Annotated in this window: 17 protein-coding genes; 6 read left to right on the forward strand and 11 right to left on the reverse strand. The window is 49.1% G+C overall.

Annotated elements, in window-relative coordinates:
* Positions 1–72: 72 nt before the first annotated feature.
* The 4 genes from LOZ86_RS00530 to LOZ86_RS00545 all read left to right on the forward strand — a co-directional run bounded on the left by LOZ86_RS00530 (position 73) and on the right by LOZ86_RS00545 (position 6,820).
* Positions 73–3,051 carry a hypothetical protein gene (locus LOZ86_RS00530; protein ID WP_052012123.1) on the forward strand — a complete coding sequence of 993 codons (2,979 nt, stop codon included), beginning with the start codon at positions 73–75 and terminating at the stop codon, positions 3,049–3,051.
* A gap of 293 nt (positions 3,052–3,344) precedes the next feature.
* Positions 3,345–5,369, forward strand: coding sequence for a formate-dependent uric acid utilization protein AegA (gene aegA / locus LOZ86_RS00535; protein WP_039487857.1), 2,025 nt, complete (start codon positions 3,345–3,347; stop codon positions 5,367–5,369).
* Positions 5,366–5,887, forward strand: a complete 522-nt coding sequence (locus LOZ86_RS00540; protein WP_039487855.1) for a 4Fe-4S dicluster domain-containing protein — start codon at positions 5,366–5,368, stop codon at positions 5,885–5,887. Before aegA ends, LOZ86_RS00540 begins: the two co-directional genes overlap by 4 nt.
* A gap of 189 nt (positions 5,888–6,076) precedes the next feature.
* Positions 6,077–6,820 carry a 4'-phosphopantetheinyl transferase family protein gene (locus LOZ86_RS00545; RefSeq protein ID WP_039487853.1) on the forward strand — a complete coding sequence of 248 codons (744 nt, stop codon included), beginning with the start codon at positions 6,077–6,079 and terminating at the stop codon, positions 6,818–6,820.
* A gap of 55 nt (positions 6,821–6,875) precedes the next feature.
* Here the strand turns inward: LOZ86_RS00545 and LOZ86_RS00550 are convergent, their stop codons facing one another.
* Positions 6,876–8,213 (reverse strand): NCS2 family permease, encoded by a 1,338-nt coding sequence (locus tag LOZ86_RS00550; RefSeq protein WP_230242760.1) that lies wholly within the window; start codon positions 8,211–8,213, stop codon positions 6,876–6,878.
* A 381-nt stretch (positions 8,214–8,594) separates the two neighbouring features.
* Here LOZ86_RS00550 and yieH point away from each other — a divergent pair, with 381 nt between their 5' ends.
* Positions 8,595–9,263 (forward strand): 6-phosphogluconate phosphatase, encoded by a 669-nt coding sequence (gene yieH, locus LOZ86_RS00555; protein WP_039487849.1) that lies wholly within the window; start codon positions 8,595–8,597, stop codon positions 9,261–9,263.
* Positions 9,264–9,282: 19 nt separating this feature from the next.
* Here yieH and LOZ86_RS00560 read toward each other — a convergent pair whose 3' ends face one another.
* From LOZ86_RS00560 to LOZ86_RS00585, 6 genes are all read right to left on the reverse strand, one after another.
* Positions 9,283–10,011: an amino acid ABC transporter permease gene (locus LOZ86_RS00560; RefSeq protein ID WP_039487847.1), complete on the reverse strand. Its 729-nt coding sequence runs from the start codon at positions 10,009–10,011 to the stop codon at positions 9,283–9,285.
* A 1-nt stretch (position 10,012) separates the two neighbouring features.
* Positions 10,013–10,756 (reverse strand): amino acid ABC transporter permease, encoded by a 744-nt coding sequence (locus LOZ86_RS00565; protein WP_039487846.1) that lies wholly within the window; start codon positions 10,754–10,756, stop codon positions 10,013–10,015.
* Between the two features lie 280 nt (positions 10,757–11,036).
* A complete protein-coding gene (locus LOZ86_RS00570) occupies positions 11,037–11,873 on the reverse strand; it encodes an ABC transporter substrate-binding protein (protein ID WP_039487845.1) in 837 nt (278 codons plus the stop codon).
* Between the two features lie 198 nt (positions 11,874–12,071).
* Positions 12,072–12,560 carry a type II toxin-antitoxin system YhaV family toxin gene (locus LOZ86_RS00575; RefSeq protein WP_039487843.1) on the reverse strand — a complete coding sequence of 163 codons (489 nt, stop codon included), beginning with the start codon at positions 12,558–12,560 and terminating at the stop codon, positions 12,072–12,074.
* A gap of 24 nt (positions 12,561–12,584) precedes the next feature.
* Positions 12,585–12,926 (reverse strand): type II toxin-antitoxin system PrlF family antitoxin, encoded by a 342-nt coding sequence (locus LOZ86_RS00580; protein WP_039487859.1) that lies wholly within the window; start codon positions 12,924–12,926, stop codon positions 12,585–12,587.
* A gap of 332 nt (positions 12,927–13,258) precedes the next feature.
* A complete protein-coding gene (locus LOZ86_RS00585; protein WP_230242761.1) occupies positions 13,259–14,437 on the reverse strand; it encodes a benzoate/H(+) symporter BenE family transporter in 1,179 nt (392 codons plus the stop codon).
* Between the two features lie 91 nt (positions 14,438–14,528).
* Between LOZ86_RS00585 and LOZ86_RS00590 the strand changes: the two genes are divergently transcribed.
* Positions 14,529–15,095, forward strand: a complete 567-nt coding sequence (locus LOZ86_RS00590) for a helix-turn-helix domain-containing protein (RefSeq protein WP_230242762.1) — start codon at positions 14,529–14,531, stop codon at positions 15,093–15,095.
* Positions 15,096–15,155: 60 nt separating this feature from the next.
* Here LOZ86_RS00590 and phoU read toward each other — a convergent pair whose 3' ends face one another.
* The 4 genes from phoU to pstC form a co-directional block, all read right to left on the reverse strand.
* Positions 15,156–15,887, reverse strand: a complete 732-nt coding sequence (phoU, locus tag LOZ86_RS00595; RefSeq protein WP_039487837.1) for a phosphate signaling complex protein PhoU — start codon at positions 15,885–15,887, stop codon at positions 15,156–15,158.
* 12 nt (positions 15,888–15,899) lie between these two features.
* On the reverse strand, positions 15,900–16,673 hold the full coding sequence (gene pstB, locus LOZ86_RS00600; RefSeq protein WP_039487836.1) for a phosphate ABC transporter ATP-binding protein PstB: 774 nt from the start codon (positions 16,671–16,673) through the stop codon (positions 15,900–15,902).
* Between the two features lie 86 nt (positions 16,674–16,759).
* Complete coding sequence (gene pstA / locus LOZ86_RS00605; RefSeq protein WP_039275952.1) at positions 16,760–17,647, reverse strand: phosphate ABC transporter permease PstA; 888 nt, start codon at positions 17,645–17,647, stop codon at positions 16,760–16,762.
* A complete protein-coding gene (gene pstC / locus LOZ86_RS00610) occupies positions 17,647–18,606 on the reverse strand; it encodes a phosphate ABC transporter permease PstC (protein WP_039487834.1) in 960 nt (319 codons plus the stop codon). The genes pstA and pstC overlap by 1 nt, the downstream gene beginning before the upstream one ends.
* Between the last annotated feature and the right edge of the window lie 8 nt (positions 18,607–18,614).

Consider the following 18,614-nt stretch of genomic DNA (forward strand, 5'->3'; position numbering starts at 1 on the left):
CAATAGTTATTTTCTGATAGTTATAAATGGATAAAAATTGTATTTTTTATTTTCAGCCAAAGAGGAAAAAAAATGCCAATATCCCAGTCACAATATCGTACATCAACAGAAAGATACCAAAGTAAATTTAATAAAAAAAATATAGATCATGTTTTTCATAAGGAAAATGTGAATAGAAACAGTTCAGATAATCAGGATAGCATGTACAATACTATCCCACTGGTTAACCACGCCAAAAACTCCCCAAGCGTGTTAAATATTCAAGCCAATCCGTGCTATTTCAGGAAAAATGCCGTTGCCACAACGATCCAGTTAATGCTGCTACTTAATTATATTCGGCCAACGAATGCTTTATTATCCACAACCAGAGAGACAACATTATCGGCGACAAACAATCACCTTCAAGCTGCGGAAATCGACGATTCTTTACCTGAAAAAAAAGAACGTAAAAGGGATGTAACTAATACATATAACAACAAAAAATATAATTTATCGAATAAGATAGACAAAAAGATTCCAGTCAATATGACTACAAAAGAAACATATGGATTGCAAAACGAAGTTTTCATCAAAGCAATAGATTCTCTCGTAAAAGAACATAGAAATGCTTTAATAGAAAACAACAAAAGCAAGAAAAATAACATTAATGATATTTTTATAAAAAATAAAACCACACCAGATTATTTTAGATTCACAGTATTAAATCATATAAAAAAAACCGAAAGGATAATAAAAAAAGAAGAAAGAAAAGATGATGACGTTAAAATAGAAAAAATAGATTACACTTGCCTGGAAGAGCGAAAAAATATGACACTAGGCGATATTTTAAGAAAAATAGGGAATACACTATCGAATCCAGTAAGTGAATTATCACAAGAAATTCAAGTGATTTATTATTACGAAAAATTTGGACGATGCGCTTCAAAAGAAAAAATAGAAAATCTTAAAAAAGCAACTTTATTTGCAGATAAAGTAATTTCCTCTATACTATCATTAATACCTGGTTCTAATCATATAGTATTATTGCAAAATATAGGTAGCCCTTTGCTAAGACTGATAGCCGATGATCTGGAGAATAAAGAACACAATCCAGAAGACATACAAAATTTAATCGGTCAATCTGCCTTTATGGCAAAAATAATCGTTGATTCATCTCCTAAAAACAGTAATGGTATAGTTATAGAAAATGAAATTAGCCCACCAGAAAACTTTATTTTTATAAAAAACAAACCATACATAAAAATAGAAAATAAAGAGTATGCAATTTTATATAATGGAAAAGGATATGTTATCGAAAAAAATAATATAGAACAAGAGGTTATCTATTCAACAAAGGAAAAAAAATGGCAGTACTCAAGAAAGGGTAAAGCATGGGAGTTAGAAAGAAAAAAAATCCTCTTTGGTGAAGGAAATGTGTACAACATAATAAAAACGGAAAATTTACTATCACAGCTATCAATTAAAAATAAAAATTATAAAAAAACAGATGAAATAAATGAATACAATCTATATTACACAAAACAATCAAATGGAAAATTATTAGCATGTATAAAAATGGATAACTACCTTGTACCAATTAGATCTGGGGGAAAAAACATCGGAGGTGTTGAAGTTTATGATTATAAAAAACCCAATAAAATAGGCTATCCAATATATTTGGGTGAGAATAAAACCTGGCATTTTGGTAAAAAAAACAACATACTAATGAGAAGCAGATCTAATTCTCAATTATATTCTAATGTTTCCATACATCTTAAAAAATCCATCCCCTCATCTTTCTACAAAACAGACCTAAACCTGCATGACTGTAATCCAATAGACAACCGAGGAATCGTAAAATTACAATATGAAGAAAAATACTTACGACTAGAAGATGGATATGTAAGGATAAGAAAACATCCACTTTTCCCTCATCTTTTTGAGCTAGGCTCAGATCAGTTTGACAAAATACTTTGTTACTTTGATAAAGCTGATAATATGTTTTATTCTGTCCCAGAAGAAAAAAGTATATCGGAGACCAATAAGCTTGAAAAGCTTATTAATGAAAATAAAAAAACACTTGGCTCTGAGTTGATTATTAAATTTAAAAAACAAGTAAAATTAAAAAGCTACCGAGAAGGATTTAGAACATTAGATTTTGAAGATTATAAAAAAATAAACATCATAGATAAGAACATTAATAGTAATTGCGAGAAAATCCATTTCTATGGTTTAAATAGAGAAGAAACATCTCAAAACTTAAAATATCAAGAAGTAGCACAAAACATAAAAATCGATGTAATTAACTCGCAAGAAATTACTGAAAAAGTGAAACGCATCCTTCTAAAGGGTGAAAAAGAAAACTATATCGCAGAATATCTAAATAAAAAAATTAAATGTAAGAATAGTAAGGAGTCAAATTACATACTAGAAATGCTAATTGATAAAACTTCTAAAATCAATGAAGTTCTTAGAAAACATATTGATGATGATTGCAGTAGAGTCTGGTTAGTCGAACACAAAAATATAGATGTTTATGGTTTAACAAATACAGAAGATCCACTTAGTCGCATATATATAAATTTAAAAATGAGCGATGCATTTATACGTAAAAATAGAAAAAATATTTCCTGTAAATTATTTTGTACTGTCCCCTCAGAGGGGGATGATATTGCAACAATTATCCATGAAGCATCTCATACTGGGGCAAATACCATTGATTCCTTCTATATGGCTAGAAATACCCTTGAATCAGAACTGGAACGACTATCTACTGGCGATATGTCAAGCAATGAAGTCAGAGATATTCTCAATAGTGACGCAGCATCAAAAGCTCCGCCCTACTTAGGAAGTGCCAGAGAACAAGCCAGAAGACTTTTCAATAACAACTCCGATGTAAGAGGAGAGTTTCTCCTTAATAATGCCGACTCACTCACGCAGATCATCCTCGATATCTATAACAAAGGCTCAAAAATTAACAAGCGAGATACTCAACCCAAAAAAATCATCAATGCTGAGATGCTATATCTCTTTGTTGCTCAAGGGCTATCTGAAAGGAAACACCGCCTTTGAGAAACTAACCTTACAAAAGCAATGATCCACAGCCCATCTCGCTACAGAGGTGGGTAAACACATCCATACCACTCTCTCACTTATGATTGAAACATGATTAAAAACAACATGATAGAGACTTAATATTTACCTTATGACAACAATACAACCAATTGAAATTATTCGATAATTTATAAAAAAACGACTTAGTTTTAACATTAACCGACTTTTTACCTGCTCTATATCAAGGTCAGGGTGTTATCCAACTATTAAGATAAAGGCCACGATCGAGGGATCCAGAGTGGGAAAAGGTAATGAACCGATTTGTTATTGCCAGTACTCAAGACTGTATAGGGTGCCATGCATGCGAAATCGCCTGTGTCATTTCACACAATGACGAGCGCTATCCAGATAGCGCCGCGGTGTTTCAGCCCAGAATTAAGGCATTCAATACGCCAACGCTGCGGGCTGCGGTGACCTGCCGTCACTGTGAAGATGCCCCTTGCGCCAGCGTGTGCCCAACACAGGCCTTGATCAGAAAAGACAATAGCATTCAGCTCGTTCAGGAAAAGTGCATCGGCTGCAAAAGCTGTGTACTGGCTTGCCCGTTTGGCGCAATGTCCATGGTAACAAGCCCTGTAGACAACAGCGCCATCGCCCACAAATGCGATCTCTGCGCCGATCGTCCAGAAGGGCAAGCGTGCGTAGAAGCCTGCCCGACTCAGGCCTTACAGCTTGTCAGCGAGCAAACGTTAGCTGCCCGCCGTCAGGAAAAACAGCAGGTAATGGCGCTGCGTTCCTCCGCTCACTGGCAGCGTGAAACGCCCGTGCTGAAAACGCTGACGACCCATCCGCTCAGCAAAAGAAAAAACTGGCCGCGCCGGGATGCCGAGAAGAAGTCGCTGACCCAGAGAACATCCACGTTTGATGAAATCTATCATGGCTTCTCCATGCAGCAGACGGAAGATCAGGCTGACCGCTGCCTTTCTTGCGGCAAACGCGCGATCTGCGAGTGGACCTGCCCGCTGCATAACAATATTCCCGAGTTGCTGAGTCTAGCCAAACAGGGGCGCATTCTTGAAGCCGTAGAACTATCACACCAAACCAGCAGCCTGCCGGAAATCTGTGGCCGAGTGTGCCCGCAGGATCGGTTATGTGAAGGAGCCTGTACGCTGGGTAAGGAGTACGGTGCGATTACCATCGGTAACGTTGAGCGTTACATTACCGATACCGCGATAAAAATGGGCTGGTCGCCCGATATGACGAATGTTGTTCCCAGCGGCAAACGCGCGGCGATCGTCGGTGCTGGTCCTGCTGGGCTAGCCTGTGCCGATGTGCTGGCACGCAACGGTGTGCAGGCCGTGGTGTTCGATCGTCACCCGGAAATTGGTGGCTTACTCACGTTCGGGATTCCGTCATTCAAGCTGGATAAAGACGTCCTGATCCATCGTCGCGAAGTGTTCAGCGCTATGGGAATCGAGTTCCGACTGAATACCGAAGTGGGGAAAGATATTTCTCTGGCTCAGTTGCTGGATGATTATGACACCGTGTTCCTCGGCGTAGGCACCTACCGCTCCATGAAAGCCAACATTGATAATGAAGAGGCTCCCGGCGTCTTCGATGCGCTGCCGTTCCTGATCGCTAATACCAAACACGTCATGGGGCTACCTGAATTAGAGGATGAGCCTTATATCTCGATGGCGGGCAAACGCGTCGTGGTGCTCGGCGGCGGCGATACTGCGATGGACTGTCTGCGCACGTCCGTTCGCCAGGGCGCAGCATCCGTCACCTGCGCGTATCGTCGCGATGAAGCCAATATGCCAGGATCGAAAAAAGAGGTGAAAAACTCCCGCGAAGAAGGCGTGGAGTTCCTGTTTAACGTTCAGCCACAAAAAATCTGCCTCAATGAACAGGGCGAAGTATGCGGCATTAGTCTGGTTCGCACCGAACTGGGCGAGCCTGACGCCAGCGGCCGCCGTCGCCCGCGCCCTATTCCTGACTCAGAATTCGTGCAGCCTGCGGAAGCCGTGATAACCGCATTTGGCTTTCAGTCACACAACATGCCGTGGCTGGAAGACGCCGACGTCGGTCTGGATAGCTGGGGATACATCACCGCCCCGCTTGATAGTCAGATACCTTGCCAGACCAACCATCCGCGTATTTTTGCCGGTGGTGATGCCGTACGCGGTGCCGATCTGGTCGTGACCGCCATTGCCGACGGGCGCAAAGCCGCATTGGGAATGATTGCGACGATGGGGCTGACCGCCGTCACGGGAACCATTCCCGCACACCCGCAGCGCCCCGAAATGAACGCAACCCTCGAGGAGCTTCGCTCATGAATCAATTTGTTATCGCCGAAGCAGAAAAGTGTATCGGCTGCCGGACCTGTGAGATCGCCTGCGCGGTAGCCCATAGCGGTGGCCATAGTGCACAGCTGCGGCCTTCTCACTTCTTTCCCCGCCTGAAGGTCGTTAAAAGCGCTAGCGTCAGCGTCCCCGTTCTTTGTCGCCAGTGTGAGAACGCGCCCTGTGCCAGCGTATGTCCGAATGACGCGCTGGTGCGCGATCGGGATAGCATTCAGGTTATTCAGTCCCGCTGTATCGGCTGCAAAAGCTGTGTCGTCGCCTGTCCTTTCGGAGCCATCAATGTGGTGACAAAAGCATCGAATGACGAGGGGGAAACACACCTCATGCAAAGCAAGGTTCACAAATGTGATTTATGCGTGGATGTTGCCCAGAGCCCTTCCTGCGTCAGCGTGTGTCCGACATCGGCGCTGCGATTAGTGACAGCGGATGAGTTGCGCAAACAGACGCTGGAAAAACAGCGGCGTTCCGCACTGGGGTGGCCGAGCCATTAAAACAGACTGGAAGGTGGCGGACAGGGAAGGATCGCCACAAAACACATGATGCAGAAAATTCGGTGTGCCTAATTAATAATTATCGCCGATTTATCCATCGATTTTTCTTTAGATCACATATTAGTCTGATAATATGCATCGGTAATGCCTGATAGGTTCCCATCTTTTATCACGATCACGGAGTGAACAATGACCTGCCATTTTGTCAGGTGGACAAGCACGGAAGCGCTTCCTGACTTACAAAGACTGCCCGATAGACTCATCTCATCAACACAGGGTTTTTCAGCCAAACGCCGCGAGCGTTATCTGAAAAGTCGCGTGCTGCTGGCTGAGATGATGTTCTATTTTTTCGGCTATCCGCTGTTGCCCACGTTACTCGTTTCCCCTGAGGGACGCCCTTATTTTGCCGAGCCCAATATGCCCAATTTCAGCATTGGCTATGCAGGCAATACTATCGCCATCCTCCTGAGCGAAGAAGGCAGCGTCGGTATGGATATCGAAATCGTTCATGTCAGGCCAACGAATCAGGTCGTCCCACAGATGCAGGCGCAGACACAGGCCGAACAGGCGTGGATCGACGCGCAGCGCGATCCGCTGGAAGCTGCAACGCAGCTATGCACTATCCGCCAGTCATTGATGAAGATCCCTGGCGTGAACAGCCACCCTCCCAATAACCTGAAACTCCACCCCGCCTCTGGCAGGCTGCGTTCAACCTGCACCCCCGCCGTAGAAGTGATGAGCGATGTTGATGATTACCTTGCCTGGGCCTGCGCCCATATCCCCACACTTAACCGATTGATCATGTGGAAATACACGTCAGCAACGGGCATGAGAAAGTCGGGAGAAATACTACAGCAGCAGCGCCAGTCTTTACGCTATATGAAATTAACCAGCCATACGATAGAAAAAGCCACCTCTACCGCCTCACAGTAGCCAGCCGCCTTGTCGCAGGCTGAGGCTCCGGGAAAGCCCCGGAGCCACGAACACATTAATGCCCGTCGATAAACACAATTTTCAGCAGGAACAGCAGCGCAACCACGACCACGCAAGGGCTGATTTCACGCCAGCGACCTGTCGCCAACTTCATCACACAGTAAGAAATGAAGCCCAGCGCGATCCCTTCAGTAATAGAGAAGCTGAACGGCATCATCACCGCGGTAATAAAGGCCGGAACGGCTTCCGTCAAGTCATCCCACTTCACGCGTGCCAGGCTGGACGTCATCAATACGCCCACGTAAATCAGTGCGCCAGCAGCCGCATAGGCAGGCACCATCCCCGCCAACGGTGACAGGAAGATCACCAGCAGGAACAGCAGACCCACAACTACGGCGGTCAGGCCGGTACGTCCGCCCACGGACACGCCAGAGGAGCTTTCAATATACGCCGTAACGGATGACGTTCCGATAAACGAACCGGCTACAGAGCTGATGCTATCGACATACAGCGCCTGCTTCATGCGCGGGAACTTACCGCGAGCATCAACCAGACCGGCTTTATCCGTCACGCCAATCAGCGTACCGGAGGAGTCAAACAGGTTAACCAGCATGAAGGAGAAAATAATGCCGGACATCCCGAGGTTCAGCGCCCCAGCCAGATCGACCTGCCCCACCACCGACATGACGCTCGGCGGCATGGAGAACACGCCAGAATACGTCACATCGCCCAGCAGCAGGCCAATTGAGGTGGTCACCACGATGGAGATCAGTACCGCGGCATGAATATTACGTGAAGCCAGTGCCACAATAATGAAAAAGCCCAGCGCACCCAGCAGCACGCTGTGTGACGTCAGGTTACCAATCGTCACCAGTGTTTCAGGGTTAGGAACGATAATGCCGGCGTTTTTCAGGCCCATCATGGCAATGAACAACCCGATACCGCTGGCGATACCCAAACGCAGGCTAAGCGGGATATTAGCGATCATCCAATAGCGAATCTGGAAGATGGTCAGCAACAGGAAACCGATTGCGCCCCAGAAAATAGCACCCATCGCAACCTGCCATGGCAGACCCAGCGCACCGACGACGACAAACGCGAAAAATGCATTCAGCCCCATTGCAGGTGCCAACGCCACAGGCAGGTTAGCCAGCAGCCCCATCAAAATGCTGCCGAATGCCGCAATCAGACAGGTGGTCACAAAGACCGCTTTGGTATCCATTCCCGCCACACCCAGAATCTGCGGGTTAACAAAAACGATGTAGACCATCGTCAAAAACGTCGTGAAACCGGCAATCGTTTCCGTACGTGCTGTCGTGCCGTGTTGTTTAAGTTTAAACACGCGCTCCAGCAGGCCTTGCTCGGTAGCAAGACCGGGTTGTGATTTATTCATGAGTAACAATCCAAAGAAGGGAATAACTGTCGTCGGGTATCCTATAACAAAACGCTGCGTTTTTACGTTGATCCCACGTTTTTTTTCATCGAATAAGAAGAACCTATTAACGTCATGGCTATTGCCCCGCCATCCCTCGATTGAAACCCCTTAATTTTATGCAAGATCGCTCTGAAAATGGCTTTGTATTCTCTAAATAATTCGAGTTTCAGGCAGGCGGCAAGCGAGGAAATCCCGATGAGCTTACTCAGGTAAGTGATTCGGGTGACTGAACGCAGCCAACACACATGCAACTTGAAGTATGACGAGTATAGGTCGCAATATCGGGTCAATTGGTTAAAGTAGGAGCCTCATCTTTTATTTCATCGATAAGGATTGGTCATGCCCCGTATTGAATGCGTCTTCTTCGACTGTGATGGCACGCTGGTTGATAGCGAAGTGCTGTGTTGCCAGGCTTATGTGAATATCTTCATCCCGTATGGGGTGAACTTATCGCTGGAGGAGGTGATAAAAACCTACAAGGGCGTGAAGCTGTACGACATTATTGCCCGCATCAGCCAGGAGTATGGTTTAACGGTATCGGTAGAAGAGGCAGAGCGCCATTTCCGACAGAATGTGAAACAGCTGTTCGATGATTTCCTGCAACCTATTGCTGGCGCACGCGAATTAGCACAATCCATCACGGTCCCGATGGCCGTGGTGTCCAACGGACCAGTCAGCAAGATGCAGCATTCGCTCGGCCTGACGCACATGCTCGATCTGTTTGGCGACCATCTCTACAGCGGCTACGATCTGAAAAAATGGAAGCCCGATCCAGCCGTGCTGTATCACGCCGCCGAGCAATTACAGCTCCCCATCGAGCGCTGCATTCTGGTTGAAGATTCCGCCGCTGGCGTACAGGCGGGCATCGCTGCGGGCATTCCCGTGTTCTATTACTGCGCCGATCCCCACAACCAACCGATCCATCACCCGCTGGTCACGATGTTCGACGACATGCGAGAACTGCCGCAAATCTGGCGCGAAAAAGGCTGGAATATCACCGCGCAGTAGCTGCCATTCAAAGCCAGCCTCAGGCTGGCTTATTCCACCACCATAGCAAACGGCGCTTCGGCTGCTTTTCCTGCTGGTTAAAACGGGCGTTAACCCCGTTCGCCAGCAGTTCCAGCGACAGACAAAACACAAAGTAGACCAGCGCGACAAACAGGAAAACCTCCATCGGGTAGACCATGCTGCGGTTATTGACCTGCGTAGCGAGGAACGTCAGCTCGCCGACCCCGACAATGTAGGCCAGTGACGTATCTTTAATCAGAGAAATCCATTGGTTGATGAAGGAAGGCACCATCATCCGCAGCGCCTGCGGCAGGACAATCTGCCACAACACCTGCCAGCGGCTTAACCCTAGCGATAGCCCCGCCTGCCACTGGCCGCGCCCAATGGCGAGAATGCCCGCCTTCACGCCATGCGCCAGATACGCCGAGGCGATCAGCGCCAGCGCACACACTACAGTCGTAATTTCAGGGATATCGACACCAAAAACGATCGGCAGCAGGAAGTACGTCCAGAAAATCAGCATGATGACGGGAATCGCACGGAAGAACCCCAGCACCATCGCCAACAGCGCACTCCACCCGCCCCGAGACATCGCCAGCGCCACGCCCAAAATCGTCCCCAACATCGCAGAGGCGATGCCCGCCAGCAGGCTCATCACCAGCGTCAGCGCCGCGCCACCCAGCGGGCCATCCGAGAACGTGCCCCACAGTAAATAGTCGATGTTATCGGTGATAACGGTAAAATCCATCTTAGTGTTTCTCCGCCAGACTACGCTGCTGACGCCACATGCCCCAGCCTTCCATCACCGCAATAGTCACGATGTACAACAGAGTCGCTACGCCAAACGCCTGAAACGTGCGCAAGGTTTCCGTCTCCACCTGACGTGACGCGTAGGACAATTCAGCGACGCCAATTGCCATCGTCAACGATGAATTCTTAACGATATTCATGTACTGCCCAAGCAGCGGCGGCAGGACGATTTTTAGCGCTTGCGGCAGCACCACATAACGCATGGATTGCCAGCCCGTTAACCCCAGCGCCTGCGCGGCATACTTCTGCCCACGCGCAACACCACGGATACCGGAGCGGATTTCCTCCGCAATAAACGCGCTAGAGTAGAGAGTCAGCCCAGCCAATCCCGCCAAAAACTCAAAAGAAGGCCACGCTAACGTCATCCCCAACAGCGAAATAACATGCGGGGTGTTCAGCCATTGCATCATCCCTGAGGGAAAAAGCTGCCCGGCACCGAAATACCAGAAAAACAGCTGCACTAGCAGCGGCGTATTACGAAATAGCGAGCTATAGGCCACCACAACGCCGCTCAGCAGCCGAATCTGGCTGTCTCTGGCGGCGGCCAACAAAAATCCCAGCACCGTAGACAGTACGATCGTACTCAGGGAAATGCCCAGCGTGATCAGGAAACCGTGCCACAGCCAGATGAGGTATTGAGGAGCCAACAGCCACGATTCAAGCGATTGCAGCGCCGTATCCATGTGTTTTATCTCTCTTTGTCATTATTACGAGGTATAAATAGAAACGCCCCTGCAATGCAGAGGGCTGAAGTTGCTGACAAAGTCAGTCGAGCGGAAGTAACGGATAGATCGTAAAGACGCTGCAAGTACGTCCATGTAAGCTCGGATTGCGCCATCCCTGGCGCAAACGCTTTACTCTTCTATTCCGTTACTCCCGTTTTCGTTCTGCAAATAGGTTTGTCAACGGTCTGTGCCCTCTGGGTGCAGAGGGCTGGGATCATAATATTGAAAGCATCAGCTATCAGGATTTAGGTTGCTGATCCAACGGGGCAAAGGTGAAATCGCCGCGCGGCTGGGATGATTTTGTGCTCGGCCCGAACCAGCGATCGTAAATCGTCTTCGCTTCACCCTGTTTTTCCAAATTAATCAGCGTATCGTTAATTTTCGCCGTCAGGCGCTCTTCGCCCTTAGGGATCCCGATGCCCTGATATTCTTTGGTAATGCTGAACGGAGATATTTCAAATTCCGCTTTCTGTGCATCAGGCACATTAGCCAGCAGGCCGACCAGTTTGGCATCATCCTGCGTGATGGCCTGAACGTTGCCGTTACGCAGTGCGGCGAAAGCCAGCGGCGTATCGTCGTAGGAAATCACTTTGGCCGTCAGATAATGTTCGCGCAGGGTAATTTCCTGCACCGTGCCTTTATCCGCGCCAATACGCAGCGTTTTGATGTCTTCTGGAGTTTTCAGCACGCCTTTACGGGCGATGAATTTTTGTCCGGTAGCGAAGTAAGGAATACTAAAGTTAACCTGCTTGGCTCGCTCATCGGTAATGGTGAAGTTCGCGGCGATCAGATCGACCTTCTGCGAGCTTAACAGCGGAATACGGTTAGCCGGGTTAGTCGCACGTAGCTCAACCTTGACGCCCAGCGCCTTACCGATCTCTTCGGCGATATCCACGTCATAACCCACCAGCTTTTTGCTCTGCGGATCGACATAGCCAAACGGCGGATTGCTATCGAAGACGGCAATTTTCACCACGCCCGCCTTCTGAATGTCATCTAATTTATCAGCCTGTGCAGCACCAGAAACGGAAGCCAATCCGGCCAATAAAGTCACTGTAAAAATATGCTTTTTCATTCCCTGCCCCTTAATTATTGCTGTATTAATCGCAGGCTATCAGCAGGGCGAAAACGCGGGAAAGAACATAAATAGCTATAATATAACCTTATGTTACTTAGGTATTCTGGCAGATTATCCTGATTTAAGAGCGCCCATTGGCAGTGTGGTGGTTCATTTGGAGAAACGGCAAAGCCCGTCATCACAGGCTCTGTAGATTTATTTTCCAAGGAAACCTGGAATAGACGTTGTGGCAGTAATTGCTTTTGCCTCGTTGAGTAGTTTCTCCCAGTCATCTGGCGGTTCGCCTGCCCTTAACATCCCTGCAAACACCTTATAGGCATCTGTCTTTGAACCGTAAGCGCGAAGCGTATCGAAATCATTTACCCAACCGATAATGATAGTCTTATGTTCCGCGCTGCAACGATAAAACAAACGGAACTGCGACAAGAATTTGGCACGGAACCAATGTTTGAATTCATCGCCTAAAGTATCTCCCTGACGGTATTGTGGATTGAGAGGATCGACTGCTATCCATTCCTCAATCACACGCTCAATCGCATGTAGGAGCTTTGTTTCCTTCTTGCCAAGGTATTCATCGGGCTTTGCAGCTTTTAACTCAACAACCTTTTGAGCAAGTTCTGCAATCTGCTGCAAAAAGCATGAATGAAAGCAGATTTTCCAACCATTTACGTCTAAATACTCCATGTCTTACCGCCTTGCTTTTTTTAGTTAGTCATCAGTAAGCGGCGCATCTAAATCGACCTCAACTCCAGCAGTTAATGCTTTGACGCTTTCCCAGAAAGCCACCGGTATGGAGTGGATGTTCTGTGGGTTTTTCTTCATGTCATTTTCGAGAAAAGTTAGAAACTGCGATACAACGGGGTCGTCCTGTTCTTCTTCCTGTCGAGACATGATGACTTTGCCACCTGCAAGCAAGGTGTACTTAATGTATTCACCTGGCTTGAGATGCAAAGCATCGCGTATTGCTGCCGGAATCGTTGTCTGACTACGTTCGGTGAGTCGAGACTCAGCGCGCAGTGACACGTCCGCCGTATTAATTTGAATCGCCATTGATTGAACCCTCTTTATTCCCACGTCCTCCATCACGAGGATGCGAATGCCTCGTTCGCCGGGAATATGTTCATTATCATGTACCCAGAACTCTCATACTGCGGAGTCATCGGTTTGCTAAACCACTGGGACTTTGCCTCTTAATTTTTAGTCGCATAAGTTGCGATTGCTCAGATGAGCACGGCAATTATAATGCACTTGCATTACACAATGCAAATGCATTCCCTTAACTAAAAACAGGCTTTAAATGATGTAAGTGTCTGGCTGTCTCGATCACTGCCTCCATTTAAGACACATTGCGCTCTCGTGTGCTTTCCTTTGCGCATTTAGCTCTAACTCTTTTCCCTTACTGACAGAATAAACCAGGTCATCATCCCGCCAATCAGTCCCCAGAACGCTGCGCCGATTCCCCACAACGTCAGCCCGGAGGCGGTGATCAGGAAGGTGATGACCGCGGCATCGCGCTGCTTTTCATCCAGCAACGCGCGGTACAGGCTGCCCGAAATGGTGCTGAGCAGCGCCAAACCAGCGATAGCGTGAATCAGCGGCTGTGGCAACGCGGTGAAAAGCTGCCCGATAGAGCCGCCAAAAACGCCCGCCAGCAGATAAAAGCCACCAGCCGCGACGGCAGCAAGATAGCGTTTCTTCGGATCGGGATGCACGTCCGGCCCCAGACAGATCGCGGCAGTAATCGCGGCGATACACACGGAAAAACCACCGAACGGCGTCAAAACCAGCGCGATTAATGCAGTAATAGTAATCAGTGGCGAGATAGGAACCTGATAGCCTGCCGCTTTCAGCGTGGCAACGCCCGGCGCGTTCTGCGATGCCATCGTGACAATGAAAAACGGAATACCTACACCCAGCAGAGACGCCCACGAAAAATGCGGCGTAATGAATTCCGGTACGGTGAACACCAGCGGCGAATCAGAAACCGCAATTTGCCCACGAAATAAGGCCAGCAGCAGGCCAGCAAGCAGCGTCAGCACAATGGCAAAGCGCGGCAGCAGCCGACGGCTGAGCAAATAGGTCACGCACATCGCAAAAGCCAGCCAGAAATCCTGTTGCAGGGAAAGAAAAGCATCCGCGCCAAAACGCAGCAGAATCCCCGCCAGCATTGCAGCAGAAATGGCTTGCGGAATAACATTCATCAAGCGGGCAAAGAGACCTGTGATCCCACAGATAAAGATAAGTGCGGAGGCAAACAGGAACACACCGATCGCTTCATTGAGCGACGTACCCGGCAGGCTGGTGACCAGCAGCGCCGCCCCCGGCGTTGACCACGCCGCCAGTATCGGCGCACGGTAGTACAGCGACAGGCTAATCGACGCCAGCCCTTGGGCAATCCCCAACATGCTTAACCAGCCGCCGATCTGCACCGCACTGGCACCCGCCGCTTCCGCTGCCTGAAAAATGATGGCGGCTGAGCTGGTGTAGCCCACCAGCACCGCAACGAAGCCAGCGATGAGGGTCGAAAAGGTGACATCTTTTAGCGCAAATGACGCAGGCATGGTATACCTTCACTCTTGTCGTGCGTTATAACGCACAGAAAGCGTTAACATAGCAGCGTGCGCTATAACGCACAAGCAGGAGCCAATATTGATGTCTGATGAGTTAACCAGCCACATTGGCAATACGTTGAAAACGTTAAGGCAAGAGAAAGGCTGGAGCCTCACGCGAGCGGCAGAAGAGACGGGTGTGAGCAAAGCAATGCTCGGCCAGATCGAGCGCGGTGAATCCAGCCCGACGGTCGCCACGCTGTGGAAAATTGCGACCGGCATGAATGTCGCGTTTTCTACCTTTATCGAACCGACGCTCGCGGATGAAGACGTGACCTATCGCTCGGGTGCGGGATCGTCATTCAGGGAAAACGAGGCGGGAATGCACGTGGTTCCCCTCTTCCCCTTCGACGAAAAACTGCGTTTTGATATGTTGGTTATTGAGCTGGCGGCGGGTGCAAGCAGCACCTCATCGGCGCATGAAAACGGGGTGATCGAGCATATTATTGTGCTGGAAGGCCAACTGGAGATGACCGTTGATGGACAGACTCATGTGTTGTCCGTCGGGGATGCGCTACGATTTGCCGCCGACAGAGAACACCGCTACCACAATCCTGCCGACACCGCAGTACGCTTCCACGATTTGATTCATTACCCTGATAAAAACTAAATCCTGATAAAAATAACGCCCTGCAAGCAGGGCGTCAGCATGATAAGCGTAAGAACGGGCTTACTCTTCTTCTTTCTTATCTTTCTGCGCCAGCAGTTTTTCCAGCGCATCACCGCCCAAATGACGGAAATCCTGACCTTTGACGAAATAGAAGATAAATTCACAGATGTTCTGGCAACGGTCACCTATACGCTCGATAGAACGGGCGCAGAACAACGCCGTCAGTACGCTTGGGATGGTGCGAGGATCTTCCATCATGTGGGTCATCAGCTGACGCACAATCCCTTCGTACTCTTTATCCACTTTTTTGTCTTCGCGATAAATACGAATCGCTTCGTCCAGATCCATGCGGGCAAACGCATCCAGCACGTCATGCAGCATCTGCACGGTGTGGCGCCCTAATGATTCCAGACTTACCAGCAGCGGCTGATGCTGATGGGAGAACTTCTCCAGCGCAGTGCGGCAGATTTTATCTGCCACGTCACCGATACGTTCCAGCTCGGAGATGGTTTTGATGATCGCCATCACCAGACGCAGATCGCTGGCAGTAGGCTGGCGCTTCGCAATAATGCGCACGCAGGCCTCATCAATCGCCACTTCCATCAGGTTAACTTTGGCATCGCCTTCAATAACCTGCTGAGCCAGCTCCGCATCCTGATTATGCATCGCGGTAATCGCATCACTCAGCTGTTGCTCCACCAGCCCACCCATGGTCAGGACCTGCGTGCGGATGTGTTCCAGTTCGGCGTTAAACTGACCGGAAATGTGTTTGTTCAGATTCAGATTATCCATGATGTTTCCTAATCAACCGTAACGGCCGGTGATGTAATCTTCAGTCTGTTTCTGCCGTGGAGCAGTAAACAGGGTATCAGTATCGCTGAACTCAATCAGCTCACCCAAATACATAAACGCCGTATGATCTGAACAACGCGCCGCCTGCTGCATATTGTGCGTCACGATGACCACCGTGTAGTCTTTTTTCAGCTCGGAGATCAGCTCTTCAATACGGCCAGTAGAAATCGGGTCGAGGGCTGAGCAAGGTTCATCCAGCAGCAAGACATCCGGGCGAATCGCGATACCGCGCGCAATACACAAACGCTGCTGTTGACCACCGGACAGGCTATAGCCGCTCTGGTGCAGTTTATCTTTCGTCTCTTGCCACAGCGCCGCTTTAGTCAACGCCCACTGAACGCGTTCATCCATATCAGCACGAGACAGCTTTTCAAACAGGCGCACACCAAACGCGATGTTGTCGTAAATGGACATCGGGAATGGCGTCGGCTTCTGGAATACCATGCCGACTTTGGCGCGCAACAGCGCGATATCTTGCTTATCCGTCAGGATGTTATTGCCATCCAGCAGGATGTCGCCTTCGGCGCGCTGCTCAGGATAGAGCTGATACATTTTGTTCATCGTACGCAGCAGCGTGGATTTACCACAGCCGGACGGGCCGATAAACGCGGTAACCTGATTCGCGGCAATATCCAGCGTAATATTTTTCAACGCATGGAATTTTCCGTAATAGAAATTCAGATCGCGTACCTGGATTTTGTTGGATGTCTCAGTAGCCATACTCATCAAGACTTCTCTCTTTTTCCTGGCGCTGCCTGGCAGCACCTTGAATTTATTTAATGTTTCTCAGAAAACGACTTTTTCTTAGCGAATTAGTGCTTCTTGGCAGAGAAAATAACGCGCGCCAGAATATTCAGCAGCAGTACACACATCGTAATCAGCAGTACACCCGCCCAAGCCAGCTGTTGCCACTCCACAAACGGGCTCATGGCAAACTTAAATATGGTGACCGGCAGGTTAGCAATCGGATGCATCATATCCGTGCTCCAGAACTGATTCGACAGCGACGTAAACAGCAGCGGCGCGGTTTCCCCAGCAATACGCGCGATGGCTAACAGTACCCCGGTGATGATGCCCGATACCGATGCCTTCAGCGTAATTGCAGAAATCATTTTCCATTTCGGCGTACCCAGCGCATAAGCCGCTTCACGCAGGCTATCCGGCACCAGTTTAAGCATGTTCTCGGTGGTACGAATCACAATCGGCACCTGCAACAGCGCCAGCGCAATCACGCCCGCCCAGCCGGAGAAGTGCTGCATTTTTGCCACCACTAGCGTGTAGACAAACAGACCCACCACAATCGACGGTGCTGACAGAAGAATATCGTTGATGAAACGAATCACTTCGGCGATCCAGGATTTACGACCGTATTCCGCCAGATAAATACCCGCCATAATCCCCAGCGGTGTACCCAGCAGCGTTGCCCACAGAATCAGTAATCCGCTCCCGACGATGGCATTCGCCAACCCGCCACCCGCCGTATTAGGCGGCGGCGTCATTTCGGTAAACAACGCCAGAGACATGCCATCCACGCCTCGGGTCACGGTCGAAAACAGAATCCAGACCAGCCAGAACAGGCCGAACACCATCGTGGACATGGATAAGAACAGCGCAATGCGGTTTTTCTGGCGACGCCAGGCCTGCATTTTACGCCGCGAACGCTCCAGAGCAGCGTCTTGCTCTATGCCTAATGTAGCCATTAGCGCGCCCCCTCATTTTTAGCCAGACGCATAACCATCAGCTTTGAACATGCCAGAACAATAAAGGTAATCACAAACAGAATCAGCCCCAGCTCCATCAGCGCCGCCGTGTGCAGGCCGGATTCCGCTTCGGCGAATTCGTTCGCCAGCGCAGAAGTAATACTGTTGCCTGGCATATACAGTGACGCGCTGTCGAGCTGGTAGGTGTTACCGATGATAAAGGTCACCGCCATGGTTTCCCCCAACGCGCGCCCTAATCCCAACATCACCCCGCCGATCACACCGTTTTTGGTGTAAGGCAGCACAATGCGCCAGATTACTTCCCACGTCGTACAGCCAATGCCGTAAGCGGACTCTTTCATCATCACCGGCGTTTGCTCAAACACATCACGCATCACCGCCGCAATGTACGGGATAATCATGATGGCCAGAATGACGCCAGCCGCCAGAATACCGATCCCGAATGCCGGGCCGGAGAACAGCGAGCCAACAATAGGAATGCCGGACAGGACATTGCCTACCGGCTGTTGGAAATATTTGGCAAACAGCGGAGCGAAAATGAACAGCCCCCACATGCCGTAAACAATACTCGGTATGGCCGCCAGCAATTCAATCGCCACGCCAAGCGGACGCTTCAACCAAGCTGGTGCCAGTTCTGTCAGAAATAGCGCAATCCCGAAGCTAATCGGAATCGCAATAATCAGTGCAATCAGTGAGGTAACGATGGTGCCGTAAATCGGAACCAGTGCACCAAACTGCTCTGCGGGCGCATCCCACTCTTTCGTCCACAAGAAGGCAAAACCGAACTTCTCGATGCTAGGCCAGGACGCCACAATCAGGGAAACAATGATGCCACCCAATAGCAGTAGCGTGACCAGCGCCGCCAGTTTTACCAGCGCGCTGAAGAGGATATCGCCATACTTTCCCGGGGCTTTGATAGTTGGCTTGTACTCCGCCATACGTCTCT

The sequence above is a fragment of the Pectobacterium parvum genome, assembly GCF_020971565.1.
Classification (GTDB): Bacteria; Pseudomonadota; Gammaproteobacteria; order Enterobacterales; family Enterobacteriaceae; genus Pectobacterium; species Pectobacterium polare.

What these genes read in the sequence shown, in the direction of transcription:
- aegA (WP_039487857.1), top strand. Translation starts at nt 3,345, where the DNA reads ATGAACCGATTTGTTATTGCCAGTACTCAAGACTGTATAGGGTGCCAT.
- LOZ86_RS00580 (WP_039487859.1), bottom strand. Translation starts at nt 12,926, where the DNA reads ATGGCGATTCAAATTAATACGGCGGACGTGTCACTGCGCGCTGAGTCT.
- LOZ86_RS00550 (WP_230242760.1), bottom strand. Translation starts at nt 8,213, where the DNA reads ATGAATAAATCACAACCCGGTCTTGCTACCGAGCAAGGCCTGCTGGAG.
- pstC (WP_039487834.1), bottom strand. Translation starts at nt 18,606, where the DNA reads ATGGCGGAGTACAAGCCAACTATCAAAGCCCCGGGAAAGTATGGCGAT.
- LOZ86_RS00530 (WP_052012123.1), top strand. Translation starts at nt 73, where the DNA reads ATGCCAATATCCCAGTCACAATATCGTACATCAACAGAAAGATACCAA.
- LOZ86_RS00585 (WP_230242761.1), bottom strand. Translation starts at nt 14,437, where the DNA reads ATGCCTGCGTCATTTGCGCTAAAAGATGTCACCTTTTCGACCCTCATC.
- LOZ86_RS00545 (WP_039487853.1), top strand. Translation starts at nt 6,077, where the DNA reads ATGACCTGCCATTTTGTCAGGTGGACAAGCACGGAAGCGCTTCCTGAC.
- phoU (WP_039487837.1), bottom strand. Translation starts at nt 15,887, where the DNA reads ATGGATAATCTGAATCTGAACAAACACATTTCCGGTCAGTTTAACGCC.
- LOZ86_RS00540 (WP_039487855.1), top strand. Translation starts at nt 5,366, where the DNA reads ATGAATCAATTTGTTATCGCCGAAGCAGAAAAGTGTATCGGCTGCCGG.
- LOZ86_RS00570 (WP_039487845.1), bottom strand. Translation starts at nt 11,873, where the DNA reads ATGAAAAAGCATATTTTTACAGTGACTTTATTGGCCGGATTGGCTTCC.
- LOZ86_RS00590 (WP_230242762.1), top strand. Translation starts at nt 14,529, where the DNA reads ATGTCTGATGAGTTAACCAGCCACATTGGCAATACGTTGAAAACGTTA.
- pstA (WP_039275952.1), bottom strand. Translation starts at nt 17,647, where the DNA reads ATGGCTACATTAGGCATAGAGCAAGACGCTGCTCTGGAGCGTTCGCGG.
- yieH (WP_039487849.1), top strand. Translation starts at nt 8,595, where the DNA reads ATGCCCCGTATTGAATGCGTCTTCTTCGACTGTGATGGCACGCTGGTT.
- LOZ86_RS00565 (WP_039487846.1), bottom strand. Translation starts at nt 10,756, where the DNA reads ATGGATACGGCGCTGCAATCGCTTGAATCGTGGCTGTTGGCTCCTCAA.
- pstB (WP_039487836.1), bottom strand. Translation starts at nt 16,673, where the DNA reads ATGAGTATGGCTACTGAGACATCCAACAAAATCCAGGTACGCGATCTG.
- LOZ86_RS00560 (WP_039487847.1), bottom strand. Translation starts at nt 10,011, where the DNA reads ATGGATTTTACCGTTATCACCGATAACATCGACTATTTACTGTGGGGC.
- LOZ86_RS00575 (WP_039487843.1), bottom strand. Translation starts at nt 12,560, where the DNA reads ATGGAGTATTTAGACGTAAATGGTTGGAAAATCTGCTTTCATTCATGC.